This is a genomic window from Cupriavidus pinatubonensis (assembly GCF_019602855.1).
Taxonomy (GTDB): Bacteria; Pseudomonadota; Gammaproteobacteria; order Burkholderiales; family Burkholderiaceae; genus Cupriavidus; species Cupriavidus pinatubonensis.
Genome location: NZ_CP080766.1, coordinates 158,502 through 171,082 on the forward strand (window position 1 = coordinate 158,502; position 12,581 = coordinate 171,082).

A 12,581-nucleotide genomic window follows, 5' to 3' on the forward strand; every position below is an offset into this window, starting at 1 on the left:
TGGCTGCGGACGTGTACGTCCGCACCCGACATGCGCGGACATGGACTGCATCCAAAAATAAGCGCCAAGAGAAAAATTTCTGCTTACCTTTCAATGACTTGATGATTCCCTGAGCGACTGGCACCTGGGCTGGCACACCCCATGCGTATATGACTGCGAGCGCAACACACGATGCCCTCTAAACCAAAGTCAGCCCAGCACCCTCAAGGAGTTTCATCATGTCCCTCACCATCCAGAACCTGCCCGTCGAACAAGACCTCGATCACGCCAAGATGAGCGCCGTGCGCGGCGGCAGCCTGTTCCTGAACAGCGGCATCAACGCGATCATGGGCGGCTCCGGCGTGTCCTTCGCCAGCCCCAACATCATCGTCGCCCCGGTTACCCAGGTCGATGCCTCGACCCGCACCAACGTCGACCTCACGAGCATCAACAACCTGCTCAATAACGTCGGCGGCATCGTGCAGGCCGTGCAGCACTAATCCCCCATCCACTCCATCTCGTTCATCCAGCCTACCCAGGAGACCATCATGTCCTTGACCATCCAGAACCTCCCGCTCGAACAAGACCTCGACAGCGCCAAGATGGGCGCCGTGCGCGGCGGCAGCATCTTCGTGAACTCCGGCACCAACGCCATCGTGGGCGGCAGCGGCGTGTCCTTCGCCAGCCCCAACACGATCTTCGCTCCGGTTACGCAGGTCGATGCTTCGACGCGCACCAACGTCGACATCAAGTCCGTGCAGAACACGATCAACAACTTGGGCGGCATGGTTGCAGCCCTGCAGCACTAATCCAGCCCCTAGCCCTTCAGCTCACTCAGCCTACCCAGGAGATCATCATGTCCCTCACCATCCAGAACCTCGCCCTCGAACAAGACCTCGACCATGCCAAGATGGGCGCCGTGCGCGGCGGCAGCGTCTTCGTGAATTCCGGCACCAACGCTATCGTGGGCGGCAGCGGCGTGTCGTTCGCGAGCCCCAACACCATCTTCGCTCCGGTTACGCAAGCCGATGCGTCGACCCGCACCAACGTCGACTTGAAGACCATGACGAACACCATCAACAACGTCGGTGGCATTGTTCAGGCGCTGCAGCACTAAGTCCTTCCGAGGCGGCGGAACCCGTCGCGGTTCCGCCTTGCCGCAAAACATCACGGCAATTGGCGACGTGTCTCGGCGCTACTGATGTCTTCCAAGTGCCGGAATGCCGGCGCGATCTTCTTGCAGTCCAGTGCACAGACGCCGCACTGCTCGAAGAACACCCTCCACTCCCGGACGACAGTCCAAATGCACGCGATCAGCTCTGCTGCGCGTGCCGCGCTGATCGAGAACCGCAGGCAGCCGGCCAGTGCGAATCCCAGGCGATTGGCAGCACCGCTCCGCTGGCGGATCAGCGAAAAATCGCGCGATAACCTACGGCACGCGTCTGTCGCCACGACCTCGACCTACTTGTAGACCGATGAAGTCAAACGGGCACGGCAGATAAGCGAAGCCCTCGTAGTGCGGTAGCAAGAAGCCTTGAAATGCAAATCTTTGTGAAGATTCGCGATTTTAGGAGTCGTCCGATAGAAATCGGCAGATCGCCGGGGTAGCCTGCAATGCTACCCCGCGTCTGTCGTTGGTTGGAGCGCTGCGCGCGGCCGCAAGACTATCGCTGGAGCGCCGCCTAGGGGCGGCCGACTGCCGTTGCAGGCCTGCTCGAAGACACCCGCGCGCAGTTGGAAACAATATTCGATGTCAGATGCAAAGCTTGCCTTCTGGGGTCATTACGGCGTGGCGGCGATCGTTCTGGGCCTGATTGCCGTTTCGCTGCTGGGCAGATTGCGCGGAAAGCACAGCTAACGTGCCAGGGTAGGCTACCGTGACCATTCCGATAAAGGCCTTGTTATCCGTGAATTTACGATTCCTTACGCTCCTCCTCTCAGTCCACTTAGTCCCCGCTGCCATTGCCGCGGCCCCATCAGGACCGATCGTAGTGAAAGCGATCACGTACAAAGGCTCGCTGCCCTACGCCGAATCCGGTGATGCCAGGCGTGACGCCCGCATCAACAATCGCATCTTCCTCGACATGGTCGAGCAGCCGGCCCCCGCCAGGTATTCCGACAGAATCAAGGAGTCGAAGGAACAGGACGGACTTCAAGGCAGCTCAGACTTCAGCTTCTCGGTGTTGCGCAACGATGATCGAGTGCTGGCACTCGAAGTCGACGCCGAGGGCTGTGGTGCCTATTGCGAGAATTACTCGAGGCAGTACAACTTCGACGCGACCACCGGGCGATCGATTGCCGCTTCGGACATATTCACGCCGGCGGGCGGCGCAGCGCTCCTGAAGCGCAACCTCACGAAACGCATGGTCGAGTACAGAAGAGCCATCGCCGGCTTGAACAAGGACGCCACTGCTTATCGCAAGAAGCACCGCATCACGACACCTTGGCCGCAGCCTCGGCCCGATACCAAGCAGGACGAGGAAGAACTGCGCATCGCGTCGACCATCGCCATGTACGAAGACTGCCTGGAATCGATGCCCGATTCTGGCAAGTACTACAGACTGACGGAAATCCCTCTGAGAATTGACGGTGAGTCCATCACCTTTCTATATGGGCGCTGCAGCAACCACGCTATGCGCGCGCTGGACGACGTGGGCGACCAGAAGGTTGCCTACAAGAACGCTGACCTCGCGCCGTATTTCACTGCTTACGGCAAGTACTTGATGATGAACGGCCCACAGGCTGCGCCGCGTGTCGATCCGTATCGACAGATTCTGAAAGGCCGCGTGGGGCAAGCGGCAATCACGCTGCACTTGTCCGAGCGCTACAGCGACGACTCACTGTCCGGTATCTACTTTTACGACAAGTACCGCAAGCCTATCGCGCTGAGCGGCAGGGTGACTGGCGACGTCATCGAACTCACCGAATCCGAAAGCAGCGATACGCTCAAACCGCTCATTCGGGCCACGATCCAGGGCGACAAGCTTGAAGGTCTATGGATCGGCGACAAGACTCTCAACTTCCGGGCTGCGCCTTGATCAACACGACTGTATGGCCCTGAGACCTCCGGGGCGACGCCCTAGATTGGTCACCATTCCGATAAGAGTACGTATCTCTATCTGGTCATCGATATGGCGGGCTCGTGTCCACCGCCCGCCAGCTAACCGTGCAATATTTTCCGAGCTCTCAAGGGACGCCACCCTGAGCTTGGCCTCCACCGCCCGGCGCCCCCACGAATCGGGCGCCGCATCGCGTATGCCACCGAAGCCCGTCAGCGCGTTCACAGGCAGCAACCGGCGGCCCTTCACCGGCTCGCCGTGGATGCCGAGACTCACGGGATCCACTTCGATCGCATCCGGGCGATCCAGATATCGAAGCCCATAGGCAAAGCTGGAAGCCAGCAGTGCAGATCCCTCCTCCGTCATGGTCAGCTGGCCACACGGTGCCCAGGCCTCCCCAAAGTGGGCAAAGGTCATTAGTTGCTGGTCTTTTGCCATCAGCGTAAGTCGTCAGAAATCGAGGCTCTGAAGCTCCGAGGCGGACAAATCCCGGACGCGTCTGGTGGCTTCGCGCGACTGCAGCGCCTTCAGCGCCGGATCGGTCTCCGCCAGAAGGCTCGCGAAGGTTGCGCCTGGAGAGATCGCGTCGAGGTAGCGAAGCAGCTGGCCGAAGGCGAGGCCGGGATCTCCCTTCTCGATCCGATAGGCCGTGTTGCGAGAAAGTCCCGCGCGTACAGCCGCGTCGGCTTGCTTGATGTGACGAGCCTGACGTAGCCGAGCCAGCAACCGTCCGACGTGGACCGCTTGCTGAGCCAGCTCTGGGGTGAGGACGGAGGACTGGGAGACTTTCATGTGTGAGAAATCACTCGCAATGCTGTTATTACTCGATTTAACGAACAATACCCGGCAATGTACACCACATCCAGCAAACTTCCAATGATCTTAAAATAGTGCATACATGCGTTAATGCTCGATTTTAAATCCCTTAACGAGCATTGGACGCACGTAGTCGGGTTGCGTGAGCCTCACAAGCTCGGCGGTTCGTGCATGTCTGCCGAGCGCCAACCATTTCCTCGGGATTGTGTCTGCCGCCATCCAACATGCCCTAGCTCGGATATGTCGACGGGCGGCGGCATACATCGAATTTCTTCTTTATTTTCAAATATTTGATGCAACTTCCGCTCTCCGACACAAGGACTGGCACACCTCATGCATATATACCTGCAAGCGCAACACCCGACGCCTGAACCAAAGCCAGACCAGCACACCCAAGGAGTCCATCATGTCCCTGACTATCCAGAACCTGCCCGTCGAACAAGATCTCGATCACGCCAGGATGGGCGCCGTCCGTGGTGGCAGCCTGTTCATGAACAACGCGATCAACGCGATCCTGGGTGGTGCCGGCGTGTCCTTTGCCAGCCCCAACATCATCGTGGCCCCGGTCACTCAGGTCGACGCCTCGAGCCGCGTGAACATCGACCTCTCGAGCATCAGCAACCTGCTCAACAACGTCGGCGGCATCGTGCGCGGCTTGCAGCACTGATTTCCCGCCAAGCCCATATCTCGTTCATCCAGCCTACCCAGGAGACCATCATGTCCTTGACCATTCAGAACCTCCTGCTCGAACAGGACCTCGACAGCGCTAAGATGGGCGACGTGCGCGGTGGCAGCATCTTCGTGAACTCCGGCACCAACGCCATCGTGGGCGGCGCCGGCGTGTCGTTCTTCAGCCCGAACACCATCGTGGCTCCGGTCACGCAAGTGGATGCTTCGACCCGCACCGACGTCGACATCAAGACCGTGAGCAATATGCTGAACAACGTCGGCGGCATCGTTCAGGCGCTGCAGCACTGAGTCGTGAGGGGGGGGGCCGGCGATCACTTCGTTGACGCTCCCGCCCTCACCCCCAGCCCCTCTCCCGCCACGGGAGAGGGGAGCAAACCGCGCGAACTCCATCACAACTGAGCTTGCGCACATCCTCAACAACTGTACCCCTCCCCCACAAGCTGTATTCCCTACCCTTCTCCGTAATGTCGCGCGCCCCGCCATCACACCGGCGGCAACCCCACGGAGAGCACATCGATGCATGGACTTACAGCGCTGGAACTCGCCCGGATCCAGTTCGGATTCACGGTTTCATTTCACATCCTATTTCCCGCGATCACCATTGGCCTGGCTTGTTTCCTCGGTTTCCTGGAAGCGCGCTGGCTGCTGACCAAAGACACGGTCTACCGCACGCTGTACCAGTTCTGGGTCAAGATCTTCGCCCTGAATTTCGGCATGGGCGTGGTGTCCGGGCTGGTCATGGCCTATGAGTTCGGCACCAACTGGTCGTTCTTCTCGCAATTCGCTGGCGGCATTACCGGCCCGCTGCTGACCTACGAAGTGCTGACCGCCTTCTTCCTCGAAGCCGGCTTTCTTGGCGTGATGCTGTTCGGCTGGAACCGCGTCGGCCCGGGGCTGCACTTCTTCTCGACGGTGATGGTCGCGCTCGGCACCATGATCTCGTCGACATGGATCCTGGCGTCCAACAGCTGGATGCACACGCCCGCGGGCTACGCCATCGTGGCTGGCAAGGTCGTGCCGACCGACTGGCTCGCCGTGATCTTCAACCCGTCGTTCCCGTACCGCCTTGCGCATATGGTGATTGCCGCGTTGCTGTCCACGGCATTGTTCGTGGCGGCAGCGTCAGCGTGGCAACTGCTGCACGGTCGCGCGGTGCCCGCCGCGAAGAAGATGCTGTCGCTTGCGCTGTGGATGGTGCTTGTCACCGCGCCGTTGCAGGCCGTGGTCGGCGATGCGCACGGTCTCAATACGCTCGAATACCAGCCCGCCAAGATCGCCGCGCTGGAAGGCCACTGGAACACCGCCGCGAAGGACGACAAGAATGGCTTCCCGTTGATCGTCTTCGGCATTCCCGACATGGAACGTGAGGAAACGCGCTACGCGATCGAGATTCCGCGCCTGGGCAGCGTGATCCTCACGCACACGCTGGATGGGCAGATCCGCGGCCTGAAGGACTTTCCCAAGGCCGACCGACCCAATGCGACCGTGTTGTTCTTCACCTTCCGCACCATGGTCGGCCTGGGCGTGCTGATGATCCTGTACGGCCTGCTCGGCTGGCTACTGCGCCGCAACGGCGCCGTGTACCGGTCCCGCGCGTTCCTGCGCTTTGCCGTGGTCATGGGTCCTGCAGGACTGATCGCCCTGCTCGCAGGCTGGATGACCACCGAGATCGGGCGCCAGCCGTGGGTGGTCTACGGCCTGATGCGCACCCACGACGCGGTGTCCGCGCACGCCGCAGGCCCGGTTGCACTGTCGCTAGCGCTGTTCGTCATCGTCTATTTCATCGTCTTCGGCGTGGGCATCCGCTACATGCTCAGGCTGGCGAGCGCCGGCCCCGTTGCCGACAACCACGTGCACGCCCACCCGCAACCCTATGGCCCCGGCACTGTCGGCGCCATTCCGGCCGCCGTCAGCGCAGCGGCTTCCGCTCGCACCGCCATGGCTCCCCACGGCCACCGCAATTCCTGAACAGGTGAAAAACATGGGTATCGACCTCCCCGCCATCTGGGCCTGCCTGATCTTCTTCGGCGTGATGATGTACGTCATCATGGATGGATTCGACCTGGGCATCGGCATCCTCTTCTCCTTTGTCGGCGACCGCCATGACCGCGACGTGATGATGAACACCGTCGCCCCGGTCTGGGACGGCAACGAGACCTGGCTCGTGCTTGGCGGCGCGGCGCTGCTCGGCGCTTTCCCGCTCGCCTATTCGGTGCTGCTCAGCGCGTTCTACCTGCCGCTCATGCTGATGTTGCTGGGGCTGATCTTCCGCGGCGTGGCATTCGAATTCCGCTTCAAGGCCAGCAATCGCAGCCGCCCGTACTGGGACGCCGCCTTCACGTGGGGCTCGGTCGTCGCTGCATTCTTCCAGGGTGTGACGCTGGGCGCCTATATTGATGGCATTGCCATGCAGGGCACGACCTACACCGGCGGCGCGCTCGACTGGCTGGCACCGTTCCCGCTCTTCACCGGCGTGGGCGTGGTCATCACCTACGCATTCCTCGGTGTTACGTGGCTCATCATGAAGACGGAGGGCCGGCTGCAATGGACCATGCTGCGCGTGACAAACGTGCTGACCGGCGTGATGGTGGCGATGATCGCCGCGGTCAGCATCTGGACGCCGCTCACGCACCCTGCCATCGCCGGGCGCTGGTTCGCGCTGCCCAACCTGTTCTTCTTCCTGCCGGTGCCGCTGCTGGTGATCGGTGCGGCCATGGGCATCCAGCGTTCGCTGCACAGGCACCCGAATGCCGCGCCGTTCCTGTACGCGCTGCTGATGGTGTTCATGGGCTATACGGGGCTGGCGATCAGCGTCTGGCCAAACATCATCCCGCCGTCGATCTCGATCTGGGCCGCGTCGTCGCCGCCGCAGAGCCAGGGCTTTGCGCTGGTTGGCACGCTGTTCATCGTGCCGATCATCCTGGCGTACACGTCGTGGTCCTACTACGTGTTCCGTGGCAAGGTCCGCCGCGGCGAGGGGTACCACTGATGGCAACGATCTCGAAGCCGACGCTGGCAAGCCGTCTCGGCTGGCTGCTGGCGCTGTGGGCGGCAAGTGTCGGCACGTTGTTCGCCTTTGCCTGCCTGATGCGGCTGCTGATGCGCGCGGCCGGCCTTTCGACCTGAGAGGCAGGCATGGCATCCATCGGCACCTCCTCCGGCGACAGGCGGCCTGCCAGCCGCGCCGCCGGCGCGCTGGCCTCGGCCTGGGCCGCGCGGCCGGATCTTGCGCCGTGGGTCCATTCGCTCAAGGTGTTCGGCGCGGCCATGCTCGCGTTGTACGCGGCATTGGCGCTGAGCCTGCCGCGCCCCTACTGGGCGTTCGCTACGGTGTACCTGGTTTCCAGCCCGCTGGCCGGTGCCACCTACGCGAAGGGCACCTACCGCGTCGCCGGCACCTTGCTCGGCGCGCTGTGCGCCGTGGCACTGGTGCCGCTGCTGATCGGCGAGCCCGTGCTGCTCATGGCCGCGATCGCATGCTGGACCGGCACCCTGCTCTACCTGTCCCTGCTGGAGCCGGCACCGCGCAACTACATCTGCCTGCTGGCCGCCTATACGCTGCCGATCGTGGCACTGCCGACGGTGACCGCTCCGGGCAGCGTGTTTGCCGTGGCGCTGACCCGCATCGAGGAAATCGTGATCGGCATCGTCTGCGCCAGCGTGGTCAGTGCTGTGGTGTTTCCTGTGCGGACCCGGCCGGCGCTGGCCTCGCGCGCGGCAGGCTGGCTTGCGCATGCATCGCGCTGGATCCAGGACATGCTCGGCACGGGCGCCAGCCCGGCACGGCGTCACGACAGCTTCAGCGTGCTGGCCGCCGATATCGTCGCCATGGAAGCGCAGCTTGCCCAGCTGGCCTATGAGACCGACAGCGGCCCGGCGCTTCGGCGCGCACGCGCGCTGCACCAGCGCATGGCCGCACTGTTGCCGCGCGTCATTGCGCTGGCAGATGCTGTCGCCGCCCTGCGCCGCTCCCCGGAAGGGCTGCCCGACACGGTGGCGCAGCGCCTGCGCGCCACCGTGACATGGATTGCCGGTGAAGCCGACGCCAGCCGACCGCTGAACGCTTGCCCAACAGCGGGTTCGATGCCGGCTGCCAATGCGGACTGGCACAAACGGCTGGTCGCGGCCACCAGCGAATACCTCGACGAGCTGTCCGACCTGTGGCAGGACTGCCGCGTGCTGCAAACCAGCCTGCGGCAAGGCGCCGGGGAGCCCGCGGTGCTTCGCTATCGCGTCGAGCCGGCCGGACAGGCCCGGCACCACGACCACGCCCAACTGCTGTTCCGCGCCGCCACCGCCGGCATGGCGACACTTGTCGCTGGCCTGCTGTGGATGGCGTCGGGCTGGGTGGACGGCGCGGGGCCGGTCGGGCTGGCGGCGCTGGCAAGCTGCTTTATCGCAATCGCCGAGCAACCGCGGCTGATGGCCGGGCGCGTGGTGGTGTGGAGCATCGCCTGTGCGCTGCTGGCCTGGTACTACCAGTTCGTGGTGCTGGTGATGGCCCATGACTTCAGCGCGCTCGGGCTGTTGCTGTTCTGGCCTTATCTCTTGATCGGCGCGCTCACGACGCAGTCGCGCTATGCCCTGTTCGGCGTGCTGCTGGCAGTCACGGCGGCATCGTTCGCCGGCACGCCGCAACTGACCGCTGCACGCTTTGCCGACATCTTCAACAGCAGCCTCGCGAGCCTGGCGGCACTGTGCTTCTCCGCGCTGTGGGCGGCACTGATGCAACCCTTCGGCAGGCAGCTCGTGGCATACCGGCTCGCCCGGGCCAACTGGAGCGAGATTGCGCTGGTGGCGCATCCGCGTGCGCCGGTCAACAGTGCGCGTCTGAGAGGCCGCATGCTCGACCGGCTGCTGCGCCAGTGGCCGGCCGTGGCCGGCCGGCATCGCATGGGTGGTGGCGTCGGGACATTCCTCGTGGAATCCGCGGCGCTAGGTCTGCGGCGCGCCTGCGCCGATCTGCCCGCGCCACGCCGTCGCGCGGTCGAACGCGCACTGGCGGGCGTGGCACGCCATTACCGCGATTGCTCGCGCGCCGGCCACGAACTTGCGCCGCCGCCGGCGCTGGCCGTCACGATCGACGCGGCCTGGACCACGCTCGCCGCGCCGTCAGGCAATTACCCGCGCGCCGCACTGGCGGCACTCGTCAGCCTGCGCCTCGCACTGTATCCACCCCAACCCCTGACCGATGGAGGTGCGCATGCACGCCACTGACTTCAACGTGTACGGCGTATTCGTCCCCGCCACGCTGGCCTGGATGCTGGCCGCGTTCGCCGTCACGGCCGGCGTGCGCACCGTGCTCGACCGCCTCGGCTTCTACCGCTTCGTGTGGCACCGGTCGCTGTTTAACTTTTCCCTCTACATCCTCGTACTGGGCGCGCTGGTCGCGCTCGTCTGGGAGGTCCCATCATGAATCGAAAGCTTTCCCTTTTTGTCCCCGTCGCTGTCACGCTGATCGCCGTGGGTGCGGCGGTACTGACGGCATGGCATCTGTGGCAGTACTACACCGGCGCACCGTGGACGCGAGACGGCCGGGTCCGTGCGGAGGTGGTACAGGTTGCGCCCGACGTATCGGGGCTCGTCGCACAAGTCCTTGTTGCCGACAATGCGCAAGTGAAGCGCGGCCAGTTGCTGTTCGTGGTGGACGAAGCGCGCTTTCGCGTGGCCCTGAAACAGGCGCAGGGCGCGGCCAACGCCGCACGTGCAGCGCTGGTGCGCGCCGGCAAGGCGGACATGGCCACCGCACAGGCGCGCCTCGACCAGGCAGACGCGGCAGTGGACGCGGCCAGCCTCGACCTGGCGCGCTGCCGCGTGGCCAGCCCGGTCGACGGCCACGTCGCGGACCATCTGCCCCGCACCGGCGACTTCGTGAATCGTGGCCGGCCCGCGCTCTCGGTGGTCGCCAGCGGGTCGCAGTACGTCGAAGGCTATTTCGAAGAAACCAAACTGCCCGCAATCCGCGTCGGCGCCGCGGCCGACGTACGGATCATGGGCCAGAGCACGGCGCTGCGCGGGCATGTCGTCAGCATCGCCCCGGGCATCGACGACCAGGACCGCAGCAGCGGGCCGAACCTGTTGCCGACCGTCAACCCGACGTTCAATTGGGTACGCCTTGCCCAACGTATCCCGGTCCGCGTTGCGCTCGACGAGGTGCCGCCCGGCATGCATCTGGTCGCCGGCCAGACGGCCACGATCCGGGTAAGAAGCGCGTCGCATGACTGAAAGCAAGCGGCAATGCCGTGTGCAGCCGTTGCCCTTGCAGAAGACTGAACGGGATTCAGAAAGGATCGGGAAACAGCTGCGCGGCAAGCGCCGCGCCTTCCTGTGTCAGGCTGGCGTGCCCGCGGCCATCCGCTTCGACGCTGACATCGGCCAGGCCGGCCGCCTGTAATTGCGTGAGCACCCGGCGCAGTACGCTCATTGGCAACTGTGCGCGCTTGGCGATCTTGGGCAGCGACCACGGCGTGGCGCCGTTCTCGATGCCGGCCTCCCGCAGGACGAGCAGGACTTCCACAATGGCGGGATCGATGCCGTCGCCGTTCTGTTCGTTGCCGGGATCAGACATCGCGTTTACTCTCCTCGCCCGCTCGACCGCTTGGCAAGCAGGTGCGTGGCAACCTTGCCCAACGTCTGGACGGCCGATTCGATACCTGGCGACCATTCAGCGCTGTAGTTCAGCCGGATGCAGTTGTCGTAGGTCGCGCCAGGTGCAAACATATGCCCCGGCGCAACGGTAATACGGTGTTCCAGCGCCGCGTGGTACATCTCCATGGCATCGATACCTTCGGGAAGCTGCACCCACAGGACATAGCCGCCGGCCGGACGCGATGTGGTCGTGCCCTCCGGGAAAAACCTGCGCACCGTAGCCGCCATGATGCTGGCCTGCTGCGCATAGGCCTTGCGCACGCGCCGCAGGTGGAAGTCGTAGCCGTCGTTCTTCAGGAACTCGGCGATCGCCAGTTGCGGGATGGCTGGCGTGGTCAGCGTGTTCAGGAACTTGAGCCGCTCGACGGCGCCGCGGTAGCGGCCCGGCAGCGCCCAGCCGATGCGGTAGGCGTTGGTCAGCGTCTTGGAAAACGACGAGCAGTGCAGCACGATGCCGGCGGTGTCGAACGCCTTGAGCGAACTCGGATGGGCCTCGCCATAGTACAGCTCGCCATAGACGTCATTCTCGATGACAGGGATGTCCTTGCTCGTGAGCATTTCCACCAGCGCGCGCTTCTTCTCGTCGGGCATCTGGAAGCCGAGCGGATTCTGGAAATTGGGCATGACCATGCAGGCGGCGACGCTTTTCTCGTCGATCAGCCGTGCCAGCGCGTCAATGTCGATGCCCTCGACCGGATCGGTCGCGACTTCGATCGCGCGCATGCCCAGCCGCTCGATCGCGTGCAGCATCGCGTAGAAAGTCGGGGACTCCACCGCGATCGTATCGCCGGGCTTTGCCACGGCCTGCAGGCAGAGGTTGATGGCCTCGGTCGCGCCGATCGTGACGATCAGCTCGTTCGGGTTTACCGCGTAGCCGTTCTCCAGGTAGCGGCGGGAAATCTGACGGATCAGCTCAGGTCTGCCCGGCGGCAGATCGTCCAGCATGGTCCACTTGGCATAGCGCCGCGCGATATTGTTCGCGTACTGGTTGATGCGTTGCCACGGGAACAGCGCGGCATCGGGATAGGGTGAGCCCAGCGGGACGGCGTCGTCCGAGCGGATCGAGCGCAGTGTGGACAGCACCAGTGCGCTGACGTCGACCGCGGAAGGCTTGGCGCTTGGCCGCGACGGCAGCAACTCGACCGCGGTCTCTCCGGAACGCGGACGCACGAAATAGCCGGATTGCGGCCGGCTTTCGATGATGCCGCGGCTTTCCAGCAGCACATAGGCCCGGATCACCGTAGTGATGCTCATGCGGTGGTGCTGGCTGGCCTGGCGCACGGACGGAATCCGCTCGCCGGGCAGCAGCACCCCCTGCTTCACCAGCGCTTCGATGTCGGCAGCCAGTTTTTCATAGAGTTTCACGCCGCGCTCCCCTCGGTGGCCGAT

Annotated in this window: 16 protein-coding genes; 12 read left to right on the top strand and 4 right to left on the bottom strand. The window is 63.8% G+C overall.

The window, feature by feature from the left end:
- The first annotated feature begins 218 nt into the window (after positions 1–218).
- From K2O51_RS00780 to K2O51_RS00795, 4 genes are all read left to right on the top strand, one after another.
- On the top strand, positions 219–479 hold the full coding sequence (locus K2O51_RS00780; protein WP_011300229.1) for a hypothetical protein: 261 nt from the start codon (positions 219–221) through the stop codon (positions 477–479).
- A 48-nt stretch (positions 480–527) separates the two neighbouring features.
- Entirely contained in the window at positions 528–788 is a 261-nt protein-coding gene (locus tag K2O51_RS00785) for a hypothetical protein (RefSeq protein ID WP_011300228.1), read from the top strand.
- A 47-nt stretch (positions 789–835) separates the two neighbouring features.
- Positions 836–1,096 carry a hypothetical protein gene (locus K2O51_RS00790; RefSeq protein ID WP_220630361.1) on the top strand — a complete coding sequence of 87 codons (261 nt, stop codon included), beginning with the start codon at positions 836–838 and terminating at the stop codon, positions 1,094–1,096.
- Positions 1,097–1,970: 874 nt separating this feature from the next.
- Positions 1,971–3,017: a hypothetical protein gene (locus K2O51_RS00795; protein WP_220630362.1), complete on the top strand. Its 1,047-nt coding sequence runs from the start codon at positions 1,971–1,973 to the stop codon at positions 3,015–3,017.
- Here the strand turns inward: K2O51_RS00795 and K2O51_RS00800 are convergent, their stop codons facing one another.
- Together K2O51_RS00800 and K2O51_RS00805 are read right to left on the bottom strand one after the other, a co-directional pair.
- On the bottom strand, positions 3,018–3,476 hold the full coding sequence (locus K2O51_RS00800; RefSeq protein ID WP_140953538.1) for a hypothetical protein: 459 nt from the start codon (positions 3,474–3,476) through the stop codon (positions 3,018–3,020).
- Between the two features lie 12 nt (positions 3,477–3,488).
- Positions 3,489–3,830 (bottom strand): helix-turn-helix domain-containing protein, encoded by a 342-nt coding sequence (locus K2O51_RS00805; protein ID WP_211951933.1) that lies wholly within the window; start codon positions 3,828–3,830, stop codon positions 3,489–3,491.
- Positions 3,831–4,260: 430 nt separating this feature from the next.
- On the opposite strand from K2O51_RS00805, the gene K2O51_RS00810 reads away from it, so the two are divergent.
- From K2O51_RS00810 to K2O51_RS00845, 8 genes are all read left to right on the top strand, one after another.
- On the top strand, positions 4,261–4,521 hold the full coding sequence (locus tag K2O51_RS00810; protein ID WP_011300225.1) for a hypothetical protein: 261 nt from the start codon (positions 4,261–4,263) through the stop codon (positions 4,519–4,521).
- A 50-nt stretch (positions 4,522–4,571) separates the two neighbouring features.
- A complete protein-coding gene (locus K2O51_RS00815) occupies positions 4,572–4,832 on the top strand; it encodes a hypothetical protein (protein ID WP_220630363.1) in 261 nt (86 codons plus the stop codon).
- A 228-nt stretch (positions 4,833–5,060) separates the two neighbouring features.
- A complete protein-coding gene (locus K2O51_RS00820) occupies positions 5,061–6,512 on the top strand; it encodes a cytochrome ubiquinol oxidase subunit I (RefSeq protein WP_220630364.1) in 1,452 nt (483 codons plus the stop codon).
- Positions 6,513–6,525: 13 nt separating this feature from the next.
- Positions 6,526–7,533 (top strand): cytochrome d ubiquinol oxidase subunit II, encoded by a 1,008-nt coding sequence (gene cydB / locus K2O51_RS00825; protein ID WP_140950854.1) that lies wholly within the window; start codon positions 6,526–6,528, stop codon positions 7,531–7,533.
- Positions 7,533–7,670 (top strand): DUF2474 domain-containing protein, encoded by a 138-nt coding sequence (locus K2O51_RS00830; protein WP_011300221.1) that lies wholly within the window; start codon positions 7,533–7,535, stop codon positions 7,668–7,670. Before cydB ends, K2O51_RS00830 begins: the two co-directional genes overlap by 1 nt.
- A gap of 9 nt (positions 7,671–7,679) precedes the next feature.
- Positions 7,680–9,761 (top strand): FUSC family protein, encoded by a 2,082-nt coding sequence (locus K2O51_RS00835; RefSeq protein ID WP_220630365.1) that lies wholly within the window; start codon positions 7,680–7,682, stop codon positions 9,759–9,761.
- Positions 9,748–9,960, top strand: a complete 213-nt coding sequence (locus tag K2O51_RS00840; RefSeq protein ID WP_041680173.1) for a DUF1656 domain-containing protein — start codon at positions 9,748–9,750, stop codon at positions 9,958–9,960. Before K2O51_RS00835 ends, K2O51_RS00840 begins: the two co-directional genes overlap by 14 nt.
- Positions 9,957–10,769, top strand: coding sequence for an HlyD family secretion protein (locus K2O51_RS00845; RefSeq protein ID WP_220630366.1), 813 nt, complete (start codon positions 9,957–9,959; stop codon positions 10,767–10,769). The genes K2O51_RS00840 and K2O51_RS00845 overlap by 4 nt, the downstream gene beginning before the upstream one ends.
- A 55-nt stretch (positions 10,770–10,824) precedes the next feature.
- Here the strand turns inward: K2O51_RS00845 and K2O51_RS00850 are convergent, their stop codons facing one another.
- Both K2O51_RS00850 and K2O51_RS00855 read right to left on the bottom strand, forming a co-directional pair.
- Entirely contained in the window at positions 10,825–11,112 is a 288-nt protein-coding gene (locus tag K2O51_RS00850; RefSeq protein ID WP_011300217.1) for a helix-turn-helix domain-containing protein, read from the bottom strand.
- A gap of 5 nt (positions 11,113–11,117) precedes the next feature.
- Complete coding sequence (locus K2O51_RS00855; protein ID WP_220630367.1) at positions 11,118–12,557, bottom strand: aminotransferase-like domain-containing protein; 1,440 nt, start codon at positions 12,555–12,557, stop codon at positions 11,118–11,120.
- Positions 12,558–12,581: the final 24 nt, after the last annotated feature.